This is a genomic window from Nocardia sp. AB354 (assembly GCF_049538315.1).
Classification (GTDB): Bacteria; Actinomycetota; Actinomycetes; order Mycobacteriales; family Mycobacteriaceae; genus Nocardia; species Nocardia nova.
This window is the reverse complement of record NZ_JBMVFU010000005.1, coordinates 260,768-287,284: the sequence shown is the minus strand read 5'-3', so window position 1 is coordinate 287,284 and position 26,517 is coordinate 260,768. Positions and strand designations below refer to the sequence as shown.

Sequence of the window (26,517 nt, the reverse complement as noted above, 5' to 3'; positions counted from 1 at the left end):
ATCAGCCCCGCTCAGGCTGCCGATATCGCGGTTGGCTTCCCCGATCCTGGGTAGTAGCTCGGACGACGGTACTCGTACGGGCTGGGAGGTCCGGTGTTTCAGTCGTTGATCGGTGTGGTGTCAGGAGCCGGCCGGACCGGGACGGCTCTCATCGGCGGCCCGGCGCGGCTGCCCGTGCGTGCGGTGGCGGCGGCGCAGACCGCGCTGCGGCTGACCGAGGTGGCCGACGATATCGCCACGCAGCTGCAGCGCGACGTGCGGTCGCTGCTGAACCCGGCGCTGCGCCGGGACGGCAGACGGATCGCCGCCGTCGAGGATCGCGTGCTCGTAGAGGTGCGCGGCCTGTGTTCGGAGCGCAGCGAGCGAGTCGCGGAGGCCGTGCACCGGAGGGTTGGCTCGCTGCCGGGTGTGCGCTGGACGCGGGTGAACGCGGTGACCGGGGATGTGGTCGCCGCGGTTCGCGACGATGATGTGGTGCCCGGCCTGCTGGAGGCGATCGCCGCGGCCGAGGAGGACGCCGGCGTCGCCGATACCGTCTGGGATCCGAGCGCGGAACATCCTGCCGATCTGGAACCCGTTGTGTCGGCGGCGATTTCACTGGCCGGTGATCTGATCTCGGCCGGTGTCACCTTCGTCGGAGCGGCCATTCCCGGGCGCAACGGCGTGGAGACGGTGCAGTCGCTGGTCGCGCTGGCGGACTCGCAGCCGCGCATCCGGCGGCTGTTGGAACAGCGTCTCGGCCGGGCCCGCACCGATCTGCTGCTGACCACCGCCAACGCGCTGGCGCAAGCCGCCGGCGACAGCCCCGCGAACGTCCTGGTCGATGCGCTGCACCGAGTGCTGGCCGTCACCGAACACGGTGTGCGCCATGCCCGTTGGCGCTTGTGGGAGGTCGAGCACGGCCACCGACGGGCCCGCGATATCTTGCACTCCCCGCCACACCGGGAGCGTCCGGTGGTACTGCCGCCCGGCCCGGTCGAGCGGTGCGCGGACGAGGCGTCGGCCGCCGCGGCCGCCGGAGCCGCCGCCGTCGCCGCCGGGCAGGGCCTGTCCTCGGTCGGCCGCGCCTTGTCGATCGCCGCGCCGAAGGCCGCGCGGGCGAGCCGGGAGAGCTTCGCGGCGGCGGTGTCGTCACTGCTGGCCGCTTCCGGCGTGCTGACGATGGATCCGTCGGTATGGCGGCGGCTGGATCGGCTGAGCGCCTTGGTGATCGACGGCGCCGTGCTGTACGGAAGCGGCCGCCTGGTACTCGATGTCGAAGCCGCTGCCGGCACCGGCGAAACCGCACCGGAAGATGCCGAGAAGTCCGACTGGACCACGGCCCGGGTATGGAACGCCGCTCAGCGGCTGTTGTGGTCGAGCCCCGGCGCGGCCGGACCTGCGCCGCCGGATACCGGCGACCTTCGGCTGCGACCGGATCCGGACCGCAACCGCACCGACTCGATTCCCGGTTGGTACGACGTCTGCGACGGAACGGACGTGGTGGGCCGGGTCCTGATCGGCCGCGAACTCGACCCCCGCGCGCGGACGCTGATGCTCACCGCCCGGGCCTCGGGCCTGAAGGTGGTCGTGCGCGGACAACGCGACGCGGTCGAATTACGGTCCCTGGCAGACGAATTCGTCGAGCGGGTGGGGCAGGCGGCGGAGTTGGTGTGGCGCTTGCAGTCCGACGGACATGTGGTGGCGCTGGTCGCCACCGACGCCGCCGAGGATCTGAACTGCGCGGATGTGGCCATCGGCGTGAGCCGGATCAGCGCCGGCGAGGTCGAGGCGATGCCGTGGGCGGCGGATGTGGTCTGCGGCGATCTCGATCAGGTGATGCGCGTGCTGTTGACGGTGGCTCCCGCCCGGCAGGTCAGCGAGCGCGGTCGCGTCCTCGCGCTCTCGGCGTGTTCGCTCGCGGGTCTGCTGCTGGCCGCGGGCCGCTCCCGCGACGCGTGGCCGGTGACCGCGGCGCAGGCCAGCGGGCTGATGCAGGGTACGTGGGTGGGCGTGCAGGCCGCGCGCGGCCGGCTCCCGGAATCGGGCGCACCGCTGGTTCCCTGGCACAGTCTCGAACCCGACGAAGTGTTGACGCGGCTGCCGGAACCCGAACGCGACGAGCTACCTCCCGCGCGGTCGTGGACCGCACCGCTCACCCGCATTCCCGCGCACCTGTCTCCGGCGACGCGTTTTCTCGCCACCGTGCGCCGCGAGCTGGCCGATCCGCTCACCCCCATTCTCGGTGTCGGCGCCGCGGCCTCGGCCGTACTGGGCTCACCCGGCGACGCCGCACTGGTGGCCGGCGTGGTGGCGGTCAACGCGGTGGTGTCGGCCTTGCAGCGGCAACGCGCCGAGAACGCGCTGCGCGACCTGATCGCGCACGAGCGCATCACCGGGCGCCGCGTCGATCGCGCCGCGCTCGACCACGATCCCGAGCCGCCGAGCGAATCGGTGCCCGGGACGGCCCTGGCGGTCGGCGACGTGATCGCACTGCGCACCGGCGATGTCGTTCCGGCGGATGCGCGGCTGCTGCGAGCCGAGGACCTGGAGGTCGACGAATCGGCGCTGACCGGGGAATCGGTCACGGTGCCCAAGGACAGCCCCGCCACTCCCGGAGCGGACCTCAACCAGCGGCGCTGCATGGTGTACGAGTCCAGCACGATCGTCAACGGCGCCGCAGTGGCGGTGGTCGTCGCGGTGGGCTGCGATACCGAAACCAACCGCGCCGCCGCCGTCGCCGTGCCGCCGCGCCTGGGCGGAGTGCAGGCGCAGCTGCGTGCGCTCAGCGATCAGGCGCTGCCGCTGACACTCGGCGGCGGTTCCCTGGTCACGACGCTGGGATGGCTGCGGGGACAGCGTATTCGCTCGGCCATCGCCGACGGGGTCGCGGTCGCGACGGCCGCCGTGCCGGAAGGACTTCCGCTCGTCGCCACGGTGGCGCAACTGGCCGTCGCCCGGCGCCTGTCACGTCACGGCCTGCTGGTTCGGGCCAGCCGGACGGTGGAGGCCCTGGGCCGGGTGAACACCATCTGCTTCGACAAGACCGGAACGCTCACCTTCGGCCGCCTGCGGCTGACCACCCTGGCCGACCTCGATCACCAGTGGTCGCCGGAGGACGACGACCCGCGTGCCCGCCTCTTGCTGCGGGCCGCGGCCCACGCCTGCCCCGATCCTGCCGAGGGCCCGATCGTGCACGCCACCGATCAGGCGGTGCTCGACGCCGCCGAGCAGCTCGACTCGGACGAACGCTGGGACACGATCGAGGAACTGCCCTTCGAATCGAATCGCGGATACGCCGCGACGCTGGGGCAGACGCGGCGGCGGCGCTGGCGGCTGATCGTGAAGGGGGCCCCGGAAATCGTGCTCGCCCGCTGCACCGCGATCCGGACCCGGCACGAGGGTGACGATCGCGACGAACCGATGTCCGCCGCCCATCGCCGCGCCGCTGACCGCATGATCAATCGCATGGCCGAGCGCGGGCTGCGGGTGCTGGTCGTCGCCCGGCGGGATCTGTCCGCGGCACCGGGTGATGTAGTGAGCGCGGTCGAGAAACTCACCCTGCTCGGCTTCATCGGGCTCGCCGACACCGCGCGTCCGCAGGCACGTCCGCTCGTCGGCGCGTTGCAGCGCAACGACATTCGCGTGCGGATGATCACCGGCGACCATCCCGTCACCGCCTCCGCCATCGCCGCCGATCTCGGCATCGACGCCGAGCCGGTGGTGACGGGGAGCGATCTGGCCGATCTCGACGATGCCGCCCAGTCGGAGCTCATCGCGCGCAGCAGTGTCTTCGCCCGCGTCAGCCCGCAGCAGAAGGTTCGCATCGTCACCACCCTGCAGCGGCGCGGCGAGGTGGTCGCCATGGCCGGGGACGGCGGCAACGACGCGGCCGCGATCCGCACCGCCGACGTCGGCATCGGACTCACCGCGCAGGGGTCGACCGCCGCCCGCAATGCCGCCGATCTGGTGCTGACCGATCCCGACCCGCTGGTGCTGCTGCATGCGCTGATCGAGGGCCGCGGCATGTGGCGGCGCGTCAGCGATGCGGTCGGCATCCTGGTCGGCGGCAACGCCGGTGAGGTCGCGTTCACGGTCCTCGGCACCGCGCTCGCGGGCCGGGCACCGTTGGGCACCAGGCAATTCCTGCTGGTCAACATGCTCACCGACATGTTCCCGGCGATGGCCGTCGCACTGTCGACCGAGCGGTCCGGCGACGAGGAGCCGACCGGCCACCAGGAGCGCGCCGATCTGCTCGCCGAACAGCTCGCCTCCCGGCCGCGCACCGATATCGCGGCGGATCTGCGTCGCACGATCGTGATCCGCGGCTCCACCACCGCGGCCGCCTCCACCGTGGCGTGGTCGATCGCCCGCTGGACCGGTACCGAGCGCCGGGCGGCGACCGTCGCCCTGGTCGCGCTGGTGGGCACACAGCTCGGGCAGACCGTTCTGGCCGCGCGTCACAGCCCGCAGGTGTGGCTCACCGCGGCCGGTAGTGCGGCCTTCCTGGGCGCGGTCGTCATGACACCCGGACTGTCGACGTATTTCGGTTGCCGTCCCCTCGGGCCGGTGGGCTGGGCCACCGCGCTCACCTCGGCGGCGACCGCGACCGCCGCCGGCGCCCTGCTGCCCTCCCGCCGACCGGCCGAGCCGGACCAGCTCGCTCTTCGGTCAGGAGACAGCGAATCCGCGGAGGATCGGGAGTCCGTGGCCGAGATCGAAAGCGTTGGTGTGCAATACATTTGACAGAAAGTCGGCGCGTCAGACCGCTGCCGGATGCCGTTGAATGCGTATGGCGACTGGATTCCGGGGAGAAGGAGGCGCGGGCGACAATCTGCCGGAACCGCCTCGCAGTTGCCGCTCCCAAGTGCGGCTTATACGCCCGACAGCGAAGACACTAGGGCGTTGAACGTGGTGCCGTTGTCCGGTCAGCGCTCAGCGGGACGCGTCAGTCGTCTTCGCCTTCGGTTTCCAGCCCTGCTGGAGTGTCCCTCGGTGAGACCGGAGCAGCAGCGACAGGCGCGCCCAGCCCGATTCCGTCCAGCGCCTCGTGGATGTGACTACGCAGCTTCTGCTTCACCTCGTCGACGGCCTGGTTGTACGCCAACTGTGCAGCCGCACCGCCTGCATGTCCTGCTGCGCGATAGCCGCCCCACGAATCAACGATGCGGTAGCCGCCTCCCGTCGGATCAATCCGCACCACCCAAAAAATCTTTCCGTACTTGCGTACGGTCCAGTATGTGCCGTCTGCCGTGTAGTTCCGGTAACCGCTCGGCCGTGATTTCGCTGCCATACCCGCATAATCTCATCAAACATGTTGCGGGACAGCGGTTTGCGTCTATCAGAGTTGCACACCCAGCCAGGAGGCGAACCCGGTGAGGCTGTTGGTCTGTCGGCGTTGTGCCGCAGCGATTCCGTAGACTGTTTCCCGTACAGAGGGGTGGAGGCGGGTCTGCTGCGGGGCCACCCGTCGCGCCCGATTCAGTGCGGCCAGCGCCTGGTCCGGTTTGCCGATCATGAGCCATGCGCGGCTCACGTCTTGCCAGTGGTGCCCCGCACGCGGCGGTGCGACTTCTTCGGGGAGCACGAGGGACGAGCCTTCCCTCGCGGCCCTGTCGGGATCGCCGGCCTCCAATGCAACTGCGACAGAATGAATCCCGACATTCGCCGGGCCGAACAGCGTGCCGTACAGGTCGGATTCACCAGGCATCGCCGGGGCAAGGCGGCGCGCGTGTTCGATGTGTTCGGCGGCGGTATCGGGGCGGATGCTTCGGGCGGCCACAATCGCCCCGCACAGGTGCGCGTATCCACGGACGGCGTTCGCAGCTTCGCTATCGCCTTCGATTCCGTCGAGCGCGTCCTCGACCAGCCGGAGTCCGGTGTCGTTCGCGTCGTGGTACATGAGGACCCGCGCCCGCTTGACCTTGGCTTGCGCCTCGTACAGCGGATCGTCTGCCGCCTCGGCGGCCCACTCGAGTCGGTCGAGCACCGCAGGGGCGAGCTGAATGAAGCCGAACCTTCTGCACAGCCGTTCGGTGGTCACGTATGCAGCGCACAACAGCGAGAACACCGCACCGCGCTCGTCTGCGCGGGCCTCGCGCAGCGCGCCGTACAACTGGCGAAGCAGGCCCGGTATGCGTGCGAGAGCCAGGCGACCCTTGTCATTGCGATAGGCAAGGTCTACAGCGGCCATCTCGGAGGCAAGCTCGGTCAGTGACGGCGGTTCGACGGCACGCACGTACCTTCCCTCCGCGAGCACGGCGCGCAAATCGGCCAACCCCTCCAACGGCCCGTCCTGCTCGATGAGGTCACGGTACGGCGTACCGGTCAGCCGTTCGGGTTCCACCCGCAGCGCACGCGCAGCGGCAGCCAAGAACGCCGGGCTCGCTGGTTCCCGGCCCTGTTCTACCGCCTTGACCATCGCCAGGCTGTAGTTCGCGCGATCGGCCAATTGCCGCTGGCTCAGACCCGCAACTTTCCGCTCAGCCGCGATGATCTGTCCGGCGTGGGGCGAAGGGCTCATGGCTCCAGGGTAAGTCCCTGTTCTCGGCCCAGTCCTTCGAAAGGTGAACATCGGTAAGGCTTTTCGCCAAGCGCTGGTATCGGGGAAATTCGAGGGCCTTTCGATACCGGGTGTGCTCACACCGGGATCCAGGAGGGCACGCGATAGACCACCGAGTAGTTCGTACTCGGTGGTCCTTCGGTGGTCCTTCGTTGTTCAGGCGGTCGCGGCGCTGGCTTCGCCCACGAGATCCAGTGCGATGTCGACGATGAGATCTTCCTGACCGCCGACCAGTCCGCGCCGGCCGACCTCGAGCAGGATGGTGCGCGCGTCCAATCCGTAGCGCTGCGCCGCGGCCTCGGCGTGGCGCAGGAACGATGAATACACACCGGCATATCCCAGGGTGAGCGTTTCGCGGTCCACCCGCACCGGGCGATCCTGCAACGGCCGCACGAGATCGTCGGCGGCGTCCTGGAGGGCGAACAGATCGCAGTTGTGCTTCCAGCCGTACAGGTCGGCGACGGCGACGAACGGTTCGATCGGGCAGTTGCCCGCGCCCGCGCCGTGCCCGGCGAGCGAGGCGTCCACGCGGGTGACGCCTTCCTCCACGGCGACAACGGAATTGGCGACCGACAGCGAGAGATTCTCGTGCGCGTGGATGCCGATCTCGGTGGCCGGATCGAGGACGCGGCGATAGGCGCGCACACGGTCGCGCACGCCGTTCAGGGTCAACCGGCCGCCGGAGTCGGTCACGTAAACGCACTGTGCGCCATAGGTTTCCATCAGCTTGGCCTGTTCGGCGAGCTGCTCGGGTTCGGCCATATGCGACATCATCAGGAACCCGGAGACGTCCATGCCGAGTTCGCGGGCCTTGCCGATGTGCTGGGCGGAGACGTCGGCCTCGGTGCAGTGGGTGGCGACGCGGACCGAGCGGACGCCGAGCCGGTAGGCCTGCTCGAGGTGGTCGATGGTGCCGATGCCGGGCAGCAGCAGGGTCGTCAGCCGGGCGTGGGTGAGGTTGGCGGCCGCGGCCTCGATCCACTCCCAGTCGGTATTGCTGCCGGGGCCGTAGTTCAGGCTGCCGCCGGCGAGCCCGTCCCCGTGGGCGACCTCGACGGCGTCGACTCCCGCCGCGTCCAGCGCCGCCACGATCGCGCCGACGTCGTCGGGAGTGATGCGGTGGCGTACGGCGTGCATACCGTCGCGGAGCGTGACGTCTTGGATGAACAGTTGCGTGGTCATCGCGAGGCTCCCTGTTCTGCCGGGGCGGCGATCGTGTCGGCGACCGATTCGGCATAGCGCATCGCCGCGGAGGTCATGATGTCGAGATTTCCCGCGTAGGCGGGCAGATAGTGCGCCGCACCCTCCACTTCCAGGAAGACGCTCACCTGATGCGTCGGCGCCGGACCGCCGTCGGCGTGCTGCAGGGTGTGCACCGGCTGGTCCGCCGGTATCGGGGTGATCTGGATCTGCTGTTTGAGCCGGTAGCCCGGCACATAGGTGGCGACCCGCGCGATCATCTGCTCGATCGATGCGCGAATCGCCTCCTGCGTAGCGGCGTCCGGCGCCGTGGTCAGACAGAGCACGGTGTCACGCATGATCATCGGCGGTTCGGCCGGATTGAGGATGATGATCGCCTTGCCCCGGCGGGCCCCGCCCACGGTCTCCACCGCGTGCGCGGTGGTCTCGGTGAACTCGTCGATATTGGCCCGCGTCCCCGGGCCGGCGGACTTCGAGGCGATCGACGCGACGATCTCGGCGTAGGCGACCGGTGCGACGCGCGAGACGGCGGCGACGATCGGGATGGTGGCCTGCCCGCCGCAGGTGACCATGTTGACGTCGGTCGCGTGCCGGTGTTCGTCCAGATTCACCGCCGGGACGACGAAGGGCCCCAGCGCGGCCGGAGTGAGATCGACGAGGCGCTTACCGAGCGGCTCGAGGACCGCCGCGTGGGCCGCGTGCGCCTTGGCCGAGGTCGCGTCGAAGATCACCTCGATCTGGTCGAAGTTCGGCAATCGCAACAGCCCCTGCACACCTTCGGAGGTGGTGGGCACGCCCAGCCGCCGGGCCCGGGCGAGGCCGTCGGATTCCGGATCGATGCCGACCATCGCGCCCATTTCCAGCACGGTCGAATGCCGGATGACCTTGATCATCAGATCGGTGCCGATATTGCCCGATCCGATGACGGCCACCTTGACGGCGCCACGTTCGTCGCTCATGGTTGTCACTCCTCGATGAAGACGGCGGTCACCGAGCCGAGCCCGGAGATCTCGGCCGTGACGGTTGCGGGGGCGGTGATCGGGGCCATCGGGCCGAGCGCGCCGGACAGGATCACCTGGCCCGCACGCAGCGGTTCGCCGAATTCGCGGGCGGTGCGCGCCAGCCATGCCAGCGCGCGCAGCGGGTCGCCGAGGCAGGCCGCCCCGGTCCCGGTGGACACCTCGACGCCGTCGATGGACATGGTCATCCGCGCCGATACGGGTTCGAACTCGTCGAGGGTGCGGCGCCGCGATCCGAGGACGAACAGTCCGCTGGAACCGTTGTCGGCAACGGTATCGCCGAAGGTGATATCCCAGTCGGCAATTCGGCTGTCGACGATTTCCAGCGCGGCCACGGCGTAGTCGACCGCGGCGCGCACCTGGTCGTCGTCGAGTGGACCGTCGGCGAGGTCGTGAGCGAGCACGAACGCGACCTCGGCTTCGGCCTTCGGTTGCAGCAGACGGCTCGCGGGAATGGGCGTGTCCTGCCGGAAGCGCATGTCGTCGAACAGGACACCGAAATCGGGTTGGTCGACACCGAGTTGCTGCTGCACCGCCGGTGAGGTCAGCCCGATCTTGCGGCCGACGATCGTGGCCCCCGCCGCGACCCGTTCGGCGGTCGACTGCGCCTGCACCGCGTAGGCGGCGGTCACGTCGTCGGTCCCGATCAGGTCGCGCACGGGGCGGCAGGGGATGGCGGTTCGCGCCGCGGTGCTGAGCCGTTGTGCCGCGGCGGTCGTCGCCGCGGTGGTTCGGTCGTCGAGTCGTGAGGTCGGCATCCAAGGTCCTGGCGTAGTAGGTGAACGGGGGAGCCTTCACTGTCGCGGCGGAGCGCAGTGCCGCACCAGCATTTCGTTCCACTGAGCGGAACCCGGGGTAAGCTCGGCCGGGTGAGTACGGCGGAGTCGGCGAGGATCGGCGCACGGCCGGTCGACGGGTCGACCGTGCTGGGCAAGGTGATGGCCGTCCTCGAATCGTTCTCGATCGACGACGGCGTCCTGAGTCTGGCCGAGATCGGCCGGCGCACCGGGATGCCGAAGGGGACCCTGCACCGGGTCCTCGCGGATATGGTCACCGTCCGGCTGCTGGAACGGACCGAGAGCGGCTATCGCCTCGGCGGCCACCTGTTCGAACTCGGAATGCGCGCCTCCGTGGAGCGGAGTCTGCTCGAGGTCGCCATCCCGTTCCTCGAGGAACTGAACGCCCGCATCCACGAGACCGTGCATCTGGGCGTCCTCGACGGTACGGACGTGGTGTATCTGACCAAGATCGGCGGGCGGCGGCAGGCGAGTGCGCCGTCGCGGATCGGAGGCCGAATGCCGGTGCACTGCACGGCGATCGGGAAAACGCTGCTCGCTCATGCCGATCGGTCACTGCGCGACCGCGTGCTGAGCGGGCCGCTGCCCGCCCACACTCCACGCACGATCGTGCTGCCCGGCACGTTGCGCACGCAACTCGACCGGATCGCCGCCGAGGGCGTGGCCTACGAATTCGAGGAATCGGCACCGGGTTTGGTGTGTGTGGCGGCGCCGGTGCGTGAGGCCGACACCGTGGTCGCGGCCATCAGCATCGCCGGCGCGTCACACCGATTCCACCCGGAAAGTCACGTCGCATCGGTGCGGGCGGCCGCGGACGGCATCGGCGCGACCCTCACCCGCCGCGCACGAATGCTGGCGTCCCCGGGTAGCTGATCGCTCCGGCGGCAGCTGTGCCGAAGCGGTGTCGGTCAGTCGCCGCGGTTCTTCTGCAGACGTGCGATCTCGTCGCCCCAGACCGATTGCGATCCGGCATCGCCGACCCGGTAGGTCTGCACGATCGAGGCGACGGCGACGACCACGGCGAAGACGGCGACGGTCACCGTGATCAGGGTGCGGAGATCGGCGCCGCGGCGTTCGGCGAGGTGAAGCCCGGCCAATGCCACCGCGACGACCAGCAGGGCGATGGCGAAGTAGAGCATCGTCTCACCGCGTTCGGCGTGTTCGCGCAGGATCTCCTCGGGATTGCGGCGCAGGTTGTACAGCCATTGGCCGGCGTGAATGGTGATCGGCGTCAGGACCATGACGATCACCGCGAGTGTCAGCGTCAGCCACACCAGATGGCCGCGGCGCGCGGCCGGCCACAGCGCGCACACGATTTCCAGGGTCGCGGTCAACGGCACCAGGATCACGATGAAATGAACGAACAGTACGTGCGCGGGCAGGTTGTGGATGACGGTCACCGGGGCTCCTCGGTCACTCGCGGTTATCGCGGCGCCGGCGACCGCCCCGAACCCGCCGATGCCACAGTCGAACCGAGCATAGCCATCGGAGCAGCGGATCCGATGGATTACTCGCCACCTGATCGGTGCGCTGCGGCGGGCAGACCCGATCGGGTGCGCGAACGTCCGCGCCGGTTGTCACCGTCGATGTCGGCCGCCGGGCCGGCGCCGGGAGTCGGGCCGGGAGGTGCGCATCTCCCACCAGTAGGTCGCCGCGACGGTGGCGTACGCGATGGCCACGGCTGCGGCGATGCCGGCGCCGCCGGTCAGCGTGAGCATTATCGGCACGAGAACTCCCTCCTCTCCGTGGGGTCGAAGGCGCGGCGGGCGGGACGCATGACGGTGTCCCACCACGACTGCAGTGGGCTGGGGTCGGGCCAGTGCACGACCGCATCCGGTTCGAGGTCGCGCGTCTGGTCGGTCGGCGAGGCAGTCGTAGTCGTCATCGGCGTGAGGAGTCCAGGACTGATCGATGCGGTCGGTGGTGTCGAAGGTCCGGCGATCACCGGCACGGCGGCGCCGGTGGGGATCGGAAGAGGGCCGGGTGGGCCCGGAAGCCGCAGCCGACCGGGCCCGTTGTCCGTACCGATCAGACCGTGATCGCCTGCCGTTCGCCGGCGACCCGGTCCACGTTGATCTTGCGTGGTTTGGCCTTGTCCGCCACCGGGATTCGCATTCGGAGCACGCCGTCGCGGTAGTCGGCGCGAATGTGATCGGTGTCGAGGCTGTCACCCAGCATCACCTGACGCCGGAACACCCCGCGGACGCGTTCGGCCGCGATCGTCGACCTGCCCGCGTCCAGTTCCGGGCGCGACGCCCGCACCGTGACCACATTGCGTTCGATATCCACATCCAGCGAATCGGGGTCGACGCCGGGGAGATCGAACTCCACCACGAACTCGTCGCCCTCGCGCCAGGCGTCCATCGGCATCGCTACCGGTCGAGCCTGCGTGCCGAACACCTGCTGCGTCCGACGGTCCGGATCACGAAACGGATCAGTGCGCATCAGCATGGTCGCCACCTCCAGTTCACTCCTTATAACTCTCGAAGGAACCTCAGATAACCTCTGTTACCTGACACAGATTTATTTAGCACTCTGGCAAGGAGAGTGCAAGGAGTGGTGAGAGATAAACTGGTTGCCGCGCGGAGAAGGGAGCAGGATGGGTGCGGATCGGCGCGAGGGACATCTGCCGGGTTCAGGCCAGGCGGTGTATCCGATATCGGTGGCTGCCGAGCTCACCGGTATCGAAATCCACACCCTGCGCCTCTACGAGCAGCACGGCCTGATCACCCCTGCGCGCAGCGCGGGCGGAACCCGGCGCTACAGCGGCGACGACCTGGCCCGGCTGCAGCGCATCACCGCTCTCACCCGCCAGGGCATCCATCTGTCGGCCATCGCGCGGATTCTCGATCTCGAGGACGACAACAGCGCGCTGCGTGCGCACAACACCGCACTGACCGTCGAACGCGACCATCTGCGCGACACGATCACCCGGCAGCAGCCGCGGCCCTGACCCGCCGCGCGAATCGCGCTGCGTCAGAACATGTTCGGATAGGTGGTGGTGTCCTTGCCGGGCGGCGGCAGCGGTGCCGTCCAGGAGACCCGGCCACCGGGGAACACTCGGCAGCAGCCGCCGACGTCGTGGGCCCGCGCGTGCACGGTCGCGACCGTGGCCGCCGGAAGTATGTCGGCCGTTGTGGTACCGGTGGTATCCAAGGTGTCGATGGTGACGGTGAGCACGTCGGCCACGGTGACGGTGACGACGACCGCCGCGACGTCCGCGTGCGCGACGACCGCGGCGACGGTATCGGCGACCACGGCTTCGACATGGTCGGCCACCGCGTCCGGCACCCGCTCCGCCGATCCGGTCAGAGCGACGATGCTGCGCGACTGGGTGTGACCGATGCAACGCTGCACCGCCCGCTCGACGCGCTGGAGCAGGGCGGCGCCACGGGGGAGCGCGGCGAGGCCGCTACCGCGACCGCCGTGCGCGCGGTGTGGCGTGCTGGATATCGCGCCGGCGCTCGGGTATTCCGGGTCCGCGCATTCGGACCGGAGCATCGCGTCGACCAATTCGAAGGCCTGCGACAACGCATTCCGCACCGCGACGTGGGCGGTTGGATCGTTGTCGTTGCGGCCAGTGGGGGTGGGAGCCATGGATGGCGTGACCTCTTCGTACCGACACACAGCGAACCGACCCTGCGTATAGAGCCGAGAACGTCGTGTGCAGAATGACCGGTATCGGCCACGGCTAAACCGGAAGTCGCCCCTCGCGCGCTGAGGCGTCGGACACAATGCGCTGTCCTCACATCTCGCTGATCACACGTCCCGCACCTGGTCATGCGTCCGAGTGGTGTCCCGGCTCAACCGATTTCGTATTCGCCCGGGTCCGGTGCGCTGGTCCATCTCCAGTACTCGACGAGGCGGAACGGATTGAGCCCGGTGACCTCGCCCGCGTCGTTGCGGTAGTAGTTGTGTGCGATACGCGGCGATGCCCAGCCCTTGCGCGACATCTCCTCTCGGGCCTTGGCGGTGTAGGCGTCGAAGGCCTCGGCGCGGACCTCGATGCGGCGACCATCGCTCGTGGTGAGCATGCGCAGACAGCACATGATCAGGCGCACCGCGCATTCGGCGGCGAAGATGATGCTGCCACCGCTGGCGAGATTGGTGCCGGGACCGTAGAGCAGGAAGAAGTTCGGAAACCCGGGGAGGGTGACGCAGAGGTGGGCGCGGGGGCGTTCGCCCCAGAACCGGTGCAGGTCGCGCCCGGTGACGCGCAGCGGTGTGAGAAAGTCGTTGGGCCGGAAGCCGGTTGCCCAGACGATCACATCCGCGCGATGGAATGTGCCTGTGCTGTCGACGATTCCGTCCTCGGTGAGGCGCTGCGCGCCGGCGCGCACCAGATGCACATGGTCGCGGCGCAGCGTGCGCAGCCAGCTGCCGTTGTCCTGCAAGGCGCGTTTGCCGGTGGGCGCGGTGAGCGATTCCATCCGGTCGGCGATGGCGGGTGCGAGCTGGAATCCGGTGCGCCGGCGCCGACCATGACGACATCCTTACCGGATAGATCGATATCGTGGCGCCAGCGTGCGGTGTGAAACGCCGGACCGGCGAATTCGCCGGGCACATCGGGAACGAACGGCCGATTGAGTTGTCCCACGGCGCTGATCACGATCGCGGCGTCGAGTCCGACATGAAGCCCTGGAATTCGTTGAGCATCGACCCGGCGGGCCGCAGCGGTCCGTCCAGAATCGCGCGACGCCGGTCCGGTGGGGCCGTGTGGATGCACGACAGCAGCAATACCGGCACGGACAGATCGGTGAGTGCGGCGGCGATGTCGGCGGGCGACTCCGCGAAGGGATTGCCGCTGTGTCTGTTGCGCAGACACGGCAGTAAACACTTTTGAAAAACTGTCTACTATTGTTTTCGGCAGACCGATGACCGATGGGGCCGGGATGCGTCATACAGGTATGGATCGGAAAGTGGAGGCAGCGCGCGAGGGCGACCAGGCCGCGTTCGCGCATCTGGTCGAGCCTTTGCGGCACGAGCTGCAGGTGCATTGTTATCGCATGCTCGGCTCGGTCGAAGATGCCGAGGACGCCGTGCAGGAGACCCTGTTGCGGGCATGGTCGCGGCTGGACTCCTACGCGGGCCGCGCTCCGCTGCGGGCCTGGGTGTACGGGATCGCGACCCATACCTGCCTGGACGCGCTGAGAAGGCGCAAGGCACGGGCGTGGCCGGTGGATCTGGCCGGCCCGGCGGACCCGCATCGCTACGAGCTGGCCTCGGTGGACGTGCCGTGGCTGCAGCCCTATCCCGATCGGCTGCTGAACGTAGGCGGCGCCCCGGGGGAGGAACCGGAAGCGGTCGTCACCGCGCGGGAGACGATCGAGCTGGCGTTCCTGGCCGCGATCCAGCGGCTGCCCGCGCGCCAGCGCGCCGTTCTGATCCTGCGGGACACGCTGGACTGGTCGGTTGCCGACACCGCCGCCGCACTGGGAGTCAGCCGCGCGGCGGTCAACAGCGCGCTGCAACGGGCCCATGCCACCCTGTCGGAACACCTTCCCGCACAACGGGATCGGTGGCGGCCCGCCTCGACCGCATCCGAACGCCGGGCGCTGGCGAAGCTGATCACCGCGTGGGAGAGCGCCGATCCGGCCGCACTCGTCGCCCTGCTGCGCGAGGACGCCGCGCTGATCATGCCGCCGGGCACGGTCTGGTTCGCCGGTCGCCGCGACATCAGCGCATTTCTCACCGACCACGTGTTCGGCGAGATGGGCAGCGGCTGGCGGCTCCTGCCCACGGGCGCCAACCGGCAACCGGCGTTCGGACTGTACTGGCGCGAGCCGGGCGCCGACGCATTCGATGCCTTCGCCATCGGGGTGCTGACCGTCGTCGGCGATTCGCTGGCCGAGATCGCGCTGTTCCACCAGCCGGAGCTGTTCGCCGCGTTCGCGTTGCCGTCCGCCCTGCCGTCCCAGAGCTGATGGACTCTCGGCGCGTGCGGCGCTGGAGCGTGGTCCTGCGGCCGGGGGAGGCACTCGATTACCTCGCCGCCGACTGGGCCGACGCCCTCGTCGTGGTGACCAGCGGCGAACTGGAGCTGGAATGCCGCAGTGGCCGGCGGGCCCGATTCGCCGCCGGAGCGGTCCTCGCGCCCGCCGCCGTGCCGGTGCGACGGCTGCTCAATCCCGGCTCCGAACCGCTCGTGCTGTCCGCGGTGACGCGCCGACGTCACCGATGACGGAACGGGCCGGCGTGCGTCACACAGGTGGACACATCGCAGACACCGAACAGGAGCAAACCATGTCCGTCCCAACCACTCTGGCCGGCAAGGCGGTTCTCGTCACCGGCGCCGGGCGCGGTCTCGGGCGCGCACTCGTCGACGAGGCACTGCGCCGCGGTGCGGACCGGGTGTACGCCGCCGCCCGCCGTCCGGTCGAGCATCCGGACCCGCGGATCACTCCGGTGCGGCTCGACATCACCGATCCCGAGCAGATCCGCGCCGCCGCCGACCTGGTCGGCTCGCTCGACGTCCTGGTGAACAACGCGGGCGTCTCCACGCCGGACGACCTGACCGACGCAGCCGCCATCGAGGCTCATCTGGCGGTCAATCTGTTCGGCACCTATCGGGTCACCGACGCCTTCCTCCCGCGATTGCGCGAAGCCGGCGGAGCCGTCGTGAACGTGCTCTCGCTGGCCGCGCTGGCGACCGTGCCGGTCACTCCGGCGTACGCCATCTCCAAGGCCGCCGCCTTCTCGATGACGCAGTCGCTGCGGTTCCTTTCGGCCGCGCACGGCGTCGGCGTGCACGCCGTACTGCCCGGACCGGTGGATACCGACATGATCCGCGGATGGGACATTCCCAAAGCCGAGCCCGCGGCGGTGGCCCGCGCCATCCTGTCCGGTCTCGCGGACGGCCGGGAAGAGATCTTCCCCGACCCCATGTCCGGGGCGATCGCGCCCGGGTGGGACGAGGGAGTCGTCAAGAGCCTGGAGCGAGCGAACGCCGCTTCCGTGCAGGCAGTGGCGGTGGCGTCATGAACGCGTCCCGCCGCACGATGGTCGTCGGTGGCAGCCGCGGCCTGGGCCGGGGCATCGCGGTGGCATTCGCGCGCGCCGGTGCGGCGGTCGTGGCCGTGGCGCGCACGGAGTCCGCGCTGCGAGAACTGGCCGCCGAGACGTCCGGCATCGATATCGAGGTCGCCGACGCGGCCGATCCGACCGTGCCGGGAACACTGCTCGACCGCCACCGTCCGGACACCGTCATCATCGTGGCGGGTGCCGCCCCGCTCCCGCGGCCGCTGCACCACCACACCTGGGAGACGTTCTCGGCGAACTGGAATACCGACGTGCGCATAGCCTTTCACTGGTTGCGCGAAGCCCTGCTGACTCCGCTGCCGCCCGGCGGTCGCGTGATCGTCGTCAGCAGCGGCGCCGCCGTCAACGGTTCGCCGCTCAGCGGCGGGTACGCCGGCGCCAAGGCGACGCAGCGGTTCATCACCGGCTACGCCCAGGACGAGGCCCGGGGCGCCGGCTCGGACCTCACCTTCACGGCGGTCCTGCCGCAGATCACTCCGGCCACGAGCCTCGGCCTGCCCGCGGTGCGCGCCTACGCGGCCCGCGCCGGCCAGAGCGTGCAGGAGTACGTCGATCGGCTGGGTGAGCCACTCACTCCCGAGATCGCCGGGGCGGCTCTGCTCGAACTCGCCTCCGTCGATGAGCCCGCGGCGTCCTATCGGCTCACCGCCGACGGACTGACGGCACTGCCGTGACCGCACCGCAGACATGCCACACCGCGACCGAACGAGAGGAGAGAACCGGCATGCGCAAGCTCATCGCGGCGATGAAGATCTCGGTGGACGGGAAATACGAAGGGGCGCAGGGATATGCGGACTGGGTGCACGGCTGGTCCGATGATTACGGCCTGACGCCCCAGATCGACGCCTGTGTGCTCGGCGGCCGGATGTACGACGGATACGAACCGTATTGGACGGCGATCGGCGACGACCCGGACAAGCCCCTGCCCGAGACCGGCTCGGCGCCGACTCCGGGCGAGCTCGAATGGGCCGAATTCGCCCGTCGCACACCGCATTACGTCGTCTCGGCAAGCCGGAGTGCGGCCGCGTGGCCGAATACGCGATTTCTGCGCGGCCTCGACGAGGTCGCGGCACTGAAAACGCAACCGGGACAGGACATCTACCTCATGGGTGGCGCCGCCCTCACCGCCGCCGCGCTCGACGCGGGCCTGGTGGACGAGCTGCGACTGATCGTCTACCCGCTCATCGCGGGCAACGGCCCGGCCCTGTTCGCGGGCGCGAATGTCCGTCATCGGCTCGAACTACGAAAATTCGAGCAACTGCCCGACGGCCGGGCGAGTTACGTCTACGACATCGGCTGACGCACATCGAACGCCGGACCGCTCCCGGGCCTCCACCCGGCGGCGGGCCGGCGTTCGATGTGGGTGGTGTCGGCACCCCGCGGTCAGGACGCCGCTCGCACCGGCGCCTGCTTCAGTTCGCGCAGCGCCGTGCGCAGCCCCCGGCGCTTGCCGGTCTCGGGGTCGACGCCGAAATGCGCACGCATCCCGTCGCGGATCGCGAACCGCAACTCCGACGCGGTCTCCGGAGCATCGTCGGAGCTCGCGGTGAGCAGCGCGTTGGGCAGCGCCAGTTTCGCGATCGTCCGGAACGACTGCAGGTATTGGCGGCCGAGCGAACCGGTCGTGTACGGCAGGTCGTATTTGTCGCACAGTTCCCGGACCCGGACGCCGATCTCCTCGTACCGGTTGCTCGGCAGGTCGGGGAAGAGATGGTGCTCGATCTGGTGGCTGAGGTTACCGCTCATGAAGCGCATGAGCGGCCCGGCGCGAAAGTTGGCCGACCCCAGCATCTGTCGCAGATACCAGCGCGGCTGATCCTCCTCCGCGAGTTCCTCGGTGGTGAATTTCTCCGCGCCGTCGGGGAAGTGGCCGCAGAAGATGACCATGTAGGCCCAGTAGTTGCGGATGAGATTGGCGGTGGCGTCGGCGGTCAGCGTCGTCTTCCAGTTGCGTCCCGACAACGCCGGATAGATCAGATAATCCTTGGCCGCCTGTTTGCCGACCTTCGTGCCGATGATGCGCAGATCCCGGAACGCCTGCCGCCAGGTCTTGTCCTTGCGGCGGATCTTCTCCACCTCGAGGTGGTGCAGCGCGACGCCCCATTCGAACAAGGTCCCCAATGTCAGGTTGTACACCGGATTTCCGATGTTCCACCACTCCCAGCGCTGGTCCCGGGTCACCCGCAGAATTCCGTAGCCGACATCGTCGTCCCTGCCGACGACATTCGTGTACTTATGATGGACGAAATTGTGCGAATGCTTCCACTGCACGCTGGGGCAGGTGGTGTCCCACTCCCACGACGAGGAGTGGATCTCCGGATCGTTCATCCAATCCCATTGCCCGTGCATCACATTGTGGCCGAGCTCCATATTCTCGATGATCTTGGCCAGCCCGAGCATCGCCGTGCCGGCCAGCCATGCGACCTTGCGGTTGCTGAACATCAGTGTCACCCGTCCACCGGCCGCCAGGGCACGCTGCAGGGCGATGGTGCGATGGATGTAGCGAGCGTCCCGTTCGCCGCGGGACTCCTCGATATCGCGGCGGATGGCGTCGAGTTCGGCGCCGAGCGCCTCGATGTCCTCGGGGGTGAGATGGGCGTAGGCGTCGATATCGGTGATGGCCATAAGGGCTCCTACAGATCGAGGGTGCATTCTCCGGACACGCTGCTGATGCATGTCTGGATTCGTTCTCCTTCGCGTCGCTCCGCTCCGTTGCGCAGATCGCGCACATATCCCCCCGCCAGCGGCACGACACACGTTTGGCAGATGCCCATCCGGCATCCGAAGGGCATTCCGATGCCCAGCTCTTCTCCTGCTTCGAGAAGTGTGGTGGCGCCGTCGATCTCCGCCTTCTTCCCGGACGCGGCGAAGTAGACCGTGCCGCCCTCACCGCCGTGGTCGGTGCGGGCGATGGTGAACCGCTCGGTGTGCAGGCGGTGGCGCAGTCCGCCGGCCTCGTAGTGCGATTCCATCTCGTCCAGCAGGGCCGGTGGGCCACACGCCCAGCAGTGTCGTTCGCGCCAATCGGGCACCCATTCGTCGAGGCGTGCCGCGTCGAAATTGCCCATCTCCCGGGTGAGTTGGAGGGTCAGGTCGTAGCCGGGGGAGTCGGCGGCGCGGCTCTGCATCTCGTCCAGGAAGATGACGTCGTCGCGGGTGGGCGCCGAATGGATGTGGCAGATGTCGGGCGACTGCTCATGCGCCTCGAGCGCGCGCAGCATCGCGATCACCGGTGTGATCCCGCTGCCCGCGGTGACGAACAGCAGTTTGTCCGGCACCGGCTCCGGGAGATGAAAATCGCCCTTCGGCGCCGCCAGCCGGATGACGGTGCCCGGTGCGACACCGTCGACCAGATGCGTCGAGAGGAACCCGTCGGGATTCGCCTTCACCGTGATCGAGATGTCCTTGTCGTCGGCCCCGCCGATCGAGGTCAGCGAATACGAACGCCAATGCCAGCGGCCGCCGATCTGCAGCCCGATGCCGACGTACTGTCCCGGTGTGTACGTGGTCGGAAACCCCCAGCCGGGACGAATGGTGACGGTGGCCGAATCGGCGGTCTCCTTGACGACGTCGACGACCTTGCCGCGCAGCTCGCGGGCGGTCCAGAGCGGATTGACCAGGCGGAGGTAGTCGTCGGGAAGCAGTGGCGTGGTGGCCCGCGCCACCAGCCCGCGCACGACGTTGACTCGCGGCTTCTTCGCGCTGACATCGGCGGCAGGCCGTTTACTCCACTTCAGTAGATCCATGGAAGCCCTCACTTCCGTGTACACCCGTACACTCGAAATGCCTGTGCCTACGTGCGGTGGTATACCACCGTCGAGCGCGCGTACACAGGATTCTCGAGGTTCTGATGAATCGGCTGCCCCTGCCCGGGCGTGCCGCCCTGCGATCAGATTCGCTCGCCTGTTGAGTGGACGCCTGTGCGCCGAACGGTCTCGCCCCGCCACGCGCCGAGGCCGGCCGACCGGTCGGGGGTTCGCGCCGGTCGTAGGCTTGCCGCATGGCACACGATCGCGACAGGTCGCACGACATCAAGCCTCGCTCCCGCGACGTCACCGACGGGCTGGAGAAGACCGCCGCCCGCGGCATGCTTCGTGCCGTCGGTATGGGCGACGACGACTGGGCCAAACCGCAGATCGGCGTCGCCTCCAGCTGGAACGAGATCACGCCGTGCAACCTGTCGCTCGATCGCCTGGCGAAGGCGGTCAAGGAGGGTGTGCACGCAGGTGGTGGCTACCCGCTGGAATTCGGCACGATCTCGGTCTCCGACGGCATCTCGATGGGCCACGAGGGCATGCACTTCTCGCTGGTCAGTCGCGAGATCATCGCCGATTCCGTCGAGACCGTCATGATGGCCGAACGTCTCGACGGATCGGTCCTGCTCGCCGGCTGCGACAAGAGCCTGCCGGGCATGCTGATGGCCGCCGCGCGCCTGGATCTGGCGAGTGTGTTCCTCTACGCCGGTTCCACGCTGCCGGGCAATGTCGACGGCCGCGACGTCACGATCATCGATGCCTTCGAGGCGGTCGGCGCCTGTATGAAGGGATTGATCAGCCGCGAGGACGTCGACCGGATCGAGCGGGCGATCTGTCCGGGCGAGGGCGCCTGCGGCGGCATGTACACCGCCAACACCATGGCCTCGGCCGCCGAAGCGCTCGGCATGAGCCTGCCCGGCTCGGCCGCCCCGCCCGCGCCCGACCGTCGCCGCGACGAATACGCCCGCAAGTCCGGTGAGGCCGTGGTCGGATTGCTCCGCAACGGCATCACCGCGCGCGACATCCTGACCCGCGAGGCGTTCGAGAACGCCATCACCGTCGTCATGGCGCTCGGTGGTTCCACCAACGCCGTCCTGCATCTGCTGGCCATCGCCCGTGAGGCCGGAGTCGAGCTGACCCTCGCCGACTTCAACCGGGTCGGTGACAAGGTGCCGCATCTGGGCGATCTCAAGCCGTTCGGTCGCTACGTCATGAACGACGTCGACCGGGTCGGCGGCATCCCGGTCGTGATGAAGGCCCTGCTCGACGCAGGGCTGCTGCACGGCGATGCGCTGACCGTGACCGGCGCGACCATGGCCGAGAATCTGGCGCATATCGAGCTGGGTCTCGACGGTGACGTGATCCGCCCGCTCGACCGGCCCATCCACAAGACGGGCGGGCTGACCATCCTGCACGGCACCCTCGCGCCCGAGGGCGCGGTGGTCAAGAGCGCCGGATTCGATTCCGATGTCTTCCGCGGCACCGCCCGGGTCTTCGATGGCGAGCGCGCCGCGATGGACGCGCTCGAGGACGGCACGATCGGCGCGGGCGACGTGGTCGTCATTCGTTACGAAGGTCCCAAGGGCGGGCCCGGTATGCGCGAGATGCTCGCCATCACCGGCGCGATCAAGGGCGCCGGCCTGGGCAAGGACGTGCTGCTGCTCACCGACGGCCGGTTCTCCGGCGGCACCACCGGTTTGTGCGTCGGTCACATCGCACCCGAGGCCGTGGACGGCGGGCCGATCGCCTTCGTCGCCGACGGCGACCCGATCGTCCTCGACGTCGCCAACCGCATTCTCGATGTCGAGATCGACGAGGCCGAACTCGCCGCGCGCAAGGCCGGCTGGGAACCGCTTGCGCCGAAGTACACCTCGGGAGTGCTGGCCAAGTACCGCAAGCTGGTCAGCTCCGCCGCCCACGGCGCCGTGACCGGCTGAGCCGCGAGCCGTCACGTAGCGTGGCGCCATGGCAACGTTGGTCAGTTTCCACGCCCATCCCGACGACGAGGCGATCACCTGCGGCGGCGTGATGCGCAAGGCGTACGAGCAGGGGCATCGAGTGGTTCTCGTGGTCGCGACACGCGGCGAGCACGGGGAGGTGCCGGAGGGTTTCCTCGACGACGGCGAACAGTTGTGGCAGCGGCGGGTGCGCGAAACCCACGCCGCCGCAGAGATTCTCGGCGTCGCGCGGGTGGAGTTCCTCGGCTACGTCGACTCGGGGATGATGGGGACGTCCACCAACGACGCGGCCGGTTCGTTCTGGACCGCTCCCGTCGAGGACGCCGCGCGGCGGCTGGCCGCGATCCTCGCCGAGGAGGACGCCGAGGTGCTCACCGTCTACGACGACAACGGCGGATACGGTCACCCCGACCATATCCAGGTCCACCGCGTCGGCATGCGCGCCGCCGAACTCGCCGGTACCCCACGGGTTTTCCAGAGCACCATGAATCGCGACGAGGTCGTGCGCGGGATGACGGAGATGGCCGAACAGGCCGGGGCGCTGGGGATCGAGCCGCCCGATATCCGCGAGGTCGCCGAATTCGGGAAGCCGGAATCGTTGCTGACCACGGCGGTCGACGTATCCGCCTACCTCGACCACAAGCGCGAGGCCATGCGGGCGCACCGCAGCCAGATCGACGAGCAGTCCTTCTTCCTCGCGATGCCGGACCCGGCGTTCGCGCGGGCGTTCGGCACCGAATGGTTCATCCGCAGCGGCGCGCGACCGGGAGCGCTCGAGACGGATCTGTTCGCCGCGGGCTGACCGGTCGCGCCCACCGGCCGGATTGCCTCGGCTACCGGAGTCGGTTTCCGCCGGGGGTGTCGCGCTGGTCCAGTCGTAGCCGTCGGCGGATCACATTGCGGGCCATGGCCAGATACGCCGGGTCGTCGTACAGGACGAATTTGGTGTCGGCGCCCAGCAGGATGGCGTGCAGTTCGAACGCGAGCAGGTCGGGGTCTTCGTCGGCGGGCAATTCCTGTTGCGCCAGTGCGGTAACCGCGCAGGACCGCAGCAGCGCGGTGAAGTCCGACTGAATGGCGGTGAGCCGGTCCTTGACCGGACCGGGGCGCGTGCCCATCTCCAGGGATGTCGCGGCGAAGAAACATCCGCCGGGGAACACCTTGCGCTCGACATAGCTGAGGAATGCCTCGCATGCCGCCATGAGCTGGTCCAGGCCCGGGCGGGCCGCGAGCGCCGGCTGGACGACCTCTTCGGTGAGGATCCGTTCCGCCTCGGCCACAGTGGCCAGCTGAAGCTCCTCTTTGGAGCGGAAGTGCGCGTAGAGGCCGCTCTTGCTGATTCCGATCGCGGCGGCCAGGTTGCCGATGGACAGTCCCTCCAGTCCGTCGACGGTGGCCAACGACGCGGCAGCCCGCAGGATCGTACTGCGGGTGCGCTCGCCGTCGCTCCGTGCGCGCCGCGGGGTCCTCGCTTCTGTCGTCATATTGACAAGTTAGCACGAACGGTCGTACTGTCGGATTTAGCACGACCGATCGTGCTAAATAAGTGGATCGACAGGTCCCGCATTCGTTCAGACCGCACAGCAGGAGCCCATCATGAATGTCACCACCACCGTCAACGGCGTCGACGTGAATCAACTCGCAGGAACGATCGACGCCGTCAGCGCCGATCCCTCGCTGGCCCGGTTCCAGTTCCGCGCCGACAACCATTGGATCGATGGCGGCTACAGCCGGACGGCCATCAAAGGCTTCTACGGCACCGGCCGAGAAGACACCACCCGCACCGAGCCGTTCACCCTGGATTCCGACGAGCCGCCCGTCCTGCTCGGTCGCAATCGCGCCCCCAACGCCGGCGAATACCTCCTGCACGCCCTTGCCGCGTGCCTGACGGGCACGATGATCTACCACGCTGCTGCCCGCGGTATCGCGGTGAAGAGTCTGGAATGCGCGGTTCAGGGCGAGCTGGACCTGCAGGGCTTCCTCGGGCTCGACGGCACTGTCCGCCCGGGCTACGAGCAGATCCGCGTGGCTATCACCGCCGAGGGCGACTTCGACGACAACCAGTTCGCCGAGCTCGCCGGCCTCACCCGTTACTCGCCCGTCCGCGACATCGTCAGCAACCCGGTGCCCGTCGACATCGACGTGATCCGAGCTTGAGCCCTGTTTCCGAGTTTTCGCGACGGCCTCGAAATGATCGAAGGCCCGGCCGGCGGCCTCGAGCAGCCGGCCGGGCCTTCGCAGGCGAAGACATCGCCGCTACCCGAGGTCCGCGGGGGCGTCGATGACGTCGAAGCCCTTGTACTCGGCCGCGGCCACCTCGGCGATGATCTCGCCGTAGACGCCGAAGCCGCCGACGAAGGGCATGAAGACTCGTGGTCTACCCGGGACGTTCGCGCCGAGATACCACGAATTTGCTTGTGGCATAAGAGTTTTCGCGGCTCGTTCGGCGCATTCGGTGACCCAGGCTGAGACCGCATCGGGCCGTGCCTCCAGCGCGGCGGCGCCGCGGCGGTCCAGGAAGTCGATCGCATCGGCCACCCAGTCCACGTGCAGTTCCGAATGCAGCACCATATTGGCCAGCACCGAGGGACTACCGGGCCCGGTGAGGTTGAACAGATTCGGGAAGCCGCTGATGCCCAGGCCGAGATAGGTTTTCGGGCCCTCGCGCCATGCCTCGTTCAGGGTTTCGCCGCCGCGGCCGACGATATTCATCTTCGCGACCGATCCGGTCATCGCGTCGAATCCGGTGGCCAGGACCAGGGTGTCGAGCGTGTAGTGCGCGTCGGTGGTGTGCACGCCCGTGGCGTCGATCCGCTGGATCGGTGTCGTGCGCAGATCCACCAGTTCGACGTTGTCGCGGTTGAAGGTCTGGTAGTAGTCGGTGTCGGTGCAGATCCGTTTGGCGCCGATCGGATGGTCGCGCGGGATCAGCAGGTCGGCGACGCGCGGATCGTCGATCACCGCGCGCACCTTCTCCTCCCAGAACAGGCGCGCCGGTTCGTTCGCCTCGGCGGTCACCATCTGATCCGGGAACGTCTTGCTGAACAGCACACCGCCCAGCTGCCACCGCTTTTCGTAGGCGGCGCGGCGCTCCTCGGCGGAGACCTCGAGGGTGTTCTTCGGATGCGGCTGGTGCGGTGAACCACCGCCGCTGGTCATCGACAGCCGCCGCCGTTCCGGATAGCCGGCTTTCTGCTCGCGGCGCGTCTTCTCGTCCAACGGCGTATTGCCCGCGGGCACACTGTAATTGGGCGTGCGCTGGAAAACGTACAGCCGTCGCGCTTGCTCGGCGAGATGTGGAATCGCTTGGATGCCCGAGGATCCGGTGCCGATGACGCCCACGTGCTGCCCGGTCAGATCGACACCATCGGCGGGCCAGCTGGAGGTGTGCAGCAGCCGGCCGGCGAAGGTCGGCAGGCCGTCGATGTCGGGGGTGTTGGCGTTCGACAGCGGACCGGTGGCCAGCACGACGAACCGCGCCGTCACCTCGGCGCCGCTGTCGACGCGGACCCGCCAGTGCAGTGTGCTCTCGTCGAGCACGATATCGGTTACCCGCGTGCCGAATTCGATGTCGCGGCGCAGATCGTAGCGGTCGGCGACGTGTTCGAGATAGGACAGGATCTCGGGCTGGGTGGCGTATTTCTCGCTCCAGTTCCATTCCTGCTGCAGGGCTTCGTCGAACGAGTACGAGTAGTCGACGCTCTCGACGTCGCAGCGCGCGCCCGGGTAGCGGTTCCAATACCACACGCCGCCCACGCCGTCGCCCGCCTCGAACGCCCGCACGCGCAGGCCTTGCCCGCGCAGCCGGTGAATCGCGTAGAGCCCTGCGATGCCTGCGCCGACGATCACCACATCGACGCCGGTACGGATATTCCCAGTGGACGATGTCGTCTCGGGGGTCACAGTCGGATACCTTTCGCCGGAGACCTGTTTCTCCGCCTTCGACGCTAGGAACGCGCGCGGTTCTCGAGCAGATGTCGTCCCGCTGACCGGCGCTCACGGCGGTACGGTTCCCGATGACCGGGACCCGCGCTGCGCCGGGCATCCGCATCGGGACCACCGGTCGCCGCGGCCGCAGAACCGGGTTGCGGGCCGGAGCCGAACACCGTTGACAGGGTGCGTTCGCGGTGGTTGAGTAAGTTCTACAGCGTGTAGCCGGTGGGTAGCTTTGCAGACCGTCGAAGTGCCCGGTACAGGCCCGTCGCTCAT

26 protein-coding genes are annotated in these 26,517 nt (G+C 68.7%); 11 read left to right on the top strand and 15 right to left on the bottom strand.

The window, feature by feature from the left end:
- The first annotated feature begins 93 nt into the window (after window positions 1-93).
- Window positions 94-4,725, top strand: coding sequence for an HAD-IC family P-type ATPase (locus ACPCUW_RS10130; RefSeq protein WP_423424429.1), 4,632 nt, complete (start codon window positions 94-96; stop codon window positions 4,723-4,725).
- A gap of 202 nt (window positions 4,726-4,927) precedes the next feature.
- On the opposite strand, the gene ACPCUW_RS10125 is transcribed toward ACPCUW_RS10130, so the two are convergent.
- The 5 genes from ACPCUW_RS10125 to ACPCUW_RS10105 form a co-directional block, all read right to left on the bottom strand.
- Window positions 4,928-5,272 carry a hypothetical protein gene (locus tag ACPCUW_RS10125; RefSeq protein ID WP_423424428.1) on the bottom strand — a complete coding sequence of 115 codons (345 nt, stop codon included), beginning with the start codon at window positions 5,270-5,272 and terminating at the stop codon, window positions 4,928-4,930.
- Between the two features lie 48 nt (window positions 5,273-5,320).
- Window positions 5,321-6,502, bottom strand: coding sequence for a helix-turn-helix domain-containing protein (locus ACPCUW_RS10120; RefSeq protein WP_423424427.1), 1,182 nt, complete (start codon window positions 6,500-6,502; stop codon window positions 5,321-5,323).
- Window positions 6,503-6,697: 195 nt separating this feature from the next.
- Window positions 6,698-7,723, bottom strand: a complete 1,026-nt coding sequence (dmpG, locus tag ACPCUW_RS10115; protein ID WP_423424426.1) for a 4-hydroxy-2-oxovalerate aldolase — start codon at window positions 7,721-7,723, stop codon at window positions 6,698-6,700.
- On the bottom strand, window positions 7,720-8,700 hold the full coding sequence (locus ACPCUW_RS10110) for an acetaldehyde dehydrogenase (acetylating) (protein ID WP_423424425.1): 981 nt from the start codon (window positions 8,698-8,700) through the stop codon (window positions 7,720-7,722). Before ACPCUW_RS10110 ends, dmpG begins: the two co-directional genes overlap by 4 nt.
- Before the next feature lie 5 nt (window positions 8,701-8,705).
- Window positions 8,706-9,518, bottom strand: coding sequence for a 2-keto-4-pentenoate hydratase (locus ACPCUW_RS10105; RefSeq protein ID WP_423424424.1), 813 nt, complete (start codon window positions 9,516-9,518; stop codon window positions 8,706-8,708).
- Window positions 9,519-9,698: 180 nt separating this feature from the next.
- Between ACPCUW_RS10105 and ACPCUW_RS10100 the strand changes: the two genes are divergently transcribed.
- On the top strand, window positions 9,699-10,430 hold the full coding sequence (locus ACPCUW_RS10100) for an IclR family transcriptional regulator (RefSeq protein ID WP_063014191.1): 732 nt from the start codon (window positions 9,699-9,701) through the stop codon (window positions 10,428-10,430).
- A 35-nt stretch (window positions 10,431-10,465) separates the two neighbouring features.
- On the opposite strand, the gene ACPCUW_RS10095 is transcribed toward ACPCUW_RS10100, so the two are convergent.
- From ACPCUW_RS10095 to ACPCUW_RS10085, 3 genes are all read right to left on the bottom strand, one after another.
- Window positions 10,466-10,957, bottom strand: a complete 492-nt coding sequence (locus ACPCUW_RS10095) for a DUF2231 domain-containing protein (protein ID WP_423424423.1) — start codon at window positions 10,955-10,957, stop codon at window positions 10,466-10,468.
- A gap of 177 nt (window positions 10,958-11,134) precedes the next feature.
- On the bottom strand, window positions 11,135-11,284 hold the full coding sequence (locus tag ACPCUW_RS10090) for a hypothetical protein (RefSeq protein ID WP_423424422.1): 150 nt from the start codon (window positions 11,282-11,284) through the stop codon (window positions 11,135-11,137).
- A 301-nt stretch (window positions 11,285-11,585) separates the two neighbouring features.
- Complete coding sequence (locus ACPCUW_RS10085; RefSeq protein ID WP_423424502.1) at window positions 11,586-12,023, bottom strand: Hsp20/alpha crystallin family protein; 438 nt, start codon at window positions 12,021-12,023, stop codon at window positions 11,586-11,588.
- A 133-nt stretch (window positions 12,024-12,156) separates the two neighbouring features.
- Between ACPCUW_RS10085 and ACPCUW_RS10080 the strand changes: the two genes are divergently transcribed.
- On the top strand, window positions 12,157-12,510 hold the full coding sequence (locus ACPCUW_RS10080; protein ID WP_423424421.1) for a MerR family transcriptional regulator: 354 nt from the start codon (window positions 12,157-12,159) through the stop codon (window positions 12,508-12,510).
- Between the two features lie 23 nt (window positions 12,511-12,533).
- Here ACPCUW_RS10080 and ACPCUW_RS10075 read toward each other — a convergent pair whose 3' ends face one another.
- The 3 genes from ACPCUW_RS10075 to ACPCUW_RS10065 all read right to left on the bottom strand — a co-directional run bounded on the left by ACPCUW_RS10075 (window position 12,534) and on the right by ACPCUW_RS10065 (window position 14,303).
- Window positions 12,534-13,154, bottom strand: a complete 621-nt coding sequence (locus tag ACPCUW_RS10075) for a hypothetical protein (protein ID WP_423424420.1) — start codon at window positions 13,152-13,154, stop codon at window positions 12,534-12,536.
- 206 nt (window positions 13,155-13,360) lie between these two features.
- Window positions 13,361-13,987, bottom strand: coding sequence for a hypothetical protein (locus ACPCUW_RS10070; protein WP_423424419.1), 627 nt, complete (start codon window positions 13,985-13,987; stop codon window positions 13,361-13,363).
- Window positions 13,988-14,162: 175 nt separating this feature from the next.
- Entirely contained in the window at window positions 14,163-14,303 is a 141-nt protein-coding gene (locus ACPCUW_RS10065) for a hypothetical protein (protein WP_423424418.1), read from the bottom strand.
- 161 nt (window positions 14,304-14,464) lie between these two features.
- Here ACPCUW_RS10065 and ACPCUW_RS10060 point away from each other — a divergent pair, with 161 nt between their 5' ends.
- The 5 genes from ACPCUW_RS10060 to ACPCUW_RS10040 all read left to right on the top strand — a co-directional run bounded on the left by ACPCUW_RS10060 (window position 14,465) and on the right by ACPCUW_RS10040 (window position 17,895).
- Entirely contained in the window at window positions 14,465-15,481 is a 1,017-nt protein-coding gene (locus ACPCUW_RS10060; protein WP_423424417.1) for an RNA polymerase subunit sigma-70, read from the top strand.
- Window positions 15,481-15,738 carry a hypothetical protein gene (locus ACPCUW_RS10055; protein ID WP_063014088.1) on the top strand — a complete coding sequence of 86 codons (258 nt, stop codon included), beginning with the start codon at window positions 15,481-15,483 and terminating at the stop codon, window positions 15,736-15,738. The genes ACPCUW_RS10060 and ACPCUW_RS10055 overlap by 1 nt, the downstream gene beginning before the upstream one ends.
- A 62-nt stretch (window positions 15,739-15,800) precedes the next feature.
- On the top strand, window positions 15,801-16,538 hold the full coding sequence (locus ACPCUW_RS10050) for an SDR family NAD(P)-dependent oxidoreductase (RefSeq protein WP_423424416.1): 738 nt from the start codon (window positions 15,801-15,803) through the stop codon (window positions 16,536-16,538).
- Complete coding sequence (locus ACPCUW_RS10045) at window positions 16,535-17,269, top strand: SDR family NAD(P)-dependent oxidoreductase (RefSeq protein ID WP_423424415.1); 735 nt, start codon at window positions 16,535-16,537, stop codon at window positions 17,267-17,269. The genes ACPCUW_RS10050 and ACPCUW_RS10045 overlap by 4 nt, the downstream gene beginning before the upstream one ends.
- 50 nt (window positions 17,270-17,319) lie before the next feature.
- Window positions 17,320-17,895: a dihydrofolate reductase family protein gene (locus tag ACPCUW_RS10040; RefSeq protein ID WP_423424414.1), complete on the top strand. Its 576-nt coding sequence runs from the start codon at window positions 17,320-17,322 to the stop codon at window positions 17,893-17,895.
- 83 nt (window positions 17,896-17,978) lie between these two features.
- Here ACPCUW_RS10040 and ACPCUW_RS10035 read toward each other — a convergent pair whose 3' ends face one another.
- Together ACPCUW_RS10035 and ACPCUW_RS10030 are read right to left on the bottom strand one after the other, a co-directional pair.
- A complete protein-coding gene (locus ACPCUW_RS10035; protein ID WP_423424413.1) occupies window positions 17,979-19,220 on the bottom strand; it encodes a fatty acid desaturase family protein in 1,242 nt (413 codons plus the stop codon).
- An 8-nt stretch (window positions 19,221-19,228) separates the two neighbouring features.
- Window positions 19,229-20,341: a ferredoxin reductase gene (locus tag ACPCUW_RS10030; protein WP_423424412.1), complete on the bottom strand. Its 1,113-nt coding sequence runs from the start codon at window positions 20,339-20,341 to the stop codon at window positions 19,229-19,231.
- Between the two features lie 254 nt (window positions 20,342-20,595).
- Here ACPCUW_RS10030 and ilvD point away from each other — a divergent pair, with 254 nt between their 5' ends.
- Both ilvD and ACPCUW_RS10020 read left to right on the top strand, forming a co-directional pair.
- Entirely contained in the window at window positions 20,596-22,287 is a 1,692-nt protein-coding gene (gene ilvD, locus ACPCUW_RS10025; RefSeq protein ID WP_064905092.1) for a dihydroxy-acid dehydratase, read from the top strand.
- Window positions 22,288-22,315: 28 nt separating this feature from the next.
- Window positions 22,316-23,110, top strand: coding sequence for a PIG-L family deacetylase (locus ACPCUW_RS10020; protein ID WP_104362777.1), 795 nt, complete (start codon window positions 22,316-22,318; stop codon window positions 23,108-23,110).
- Between the two features lie 31 nt (window positions 23,111-23,141).
- Here the strand turns inward: ACPCUW_RS10020 and ACPCUW_RS10015 are convergent, their stop codons facing one another.
- On the bottom strand, window positions 23,142-23,792 hold the full coding sequence (locus tag ACPCUW_RS10015; protein ID WP_423424411.1) for a TetR/AcrR family transcriptional regulator: 651 nt from the start codon (window positions 23,790-23,792) through the stop codon (window positions 23,142-23,144).
- Window positions 23,793-23,904: 112 nt separating this feature from the next.
- Here ACPCUW_RS10015 and ACPCUW_RS10010 point away from each other — a divergent pair, with 112 nt between their 5' ends.
- Window positions 23,905-24,465, top strand: coding sequence for an OsmC family protein (locus tag ACPCUW_RS10010; RefSeq protein WP_063014070.1), 561 nt, complete (start codon window positions 23,905-23,907; stop codon window positions 24,463-24,465).
- Between the two features lie 99 nt (window positions 24,466-24,564).
- Here ACPCUW_RS10010 and ACPCUW_RS10005 read toward each other — a convergent pair whose 3' ends face one another.
- Window positions 24,565-26,211: a flavin-containing monooxygenase gene (locus ACPCUW_RS10005; protein WP_423424410.1), complete on the bottom strand. Its 1,647-nt coding sequence runs from the start codon at window positions 26,209-26,211 to the stop codon at window positions 24,565-24,567.
- Window positions 26,212-26,517 lie beyond the last annotated feature (306 nt).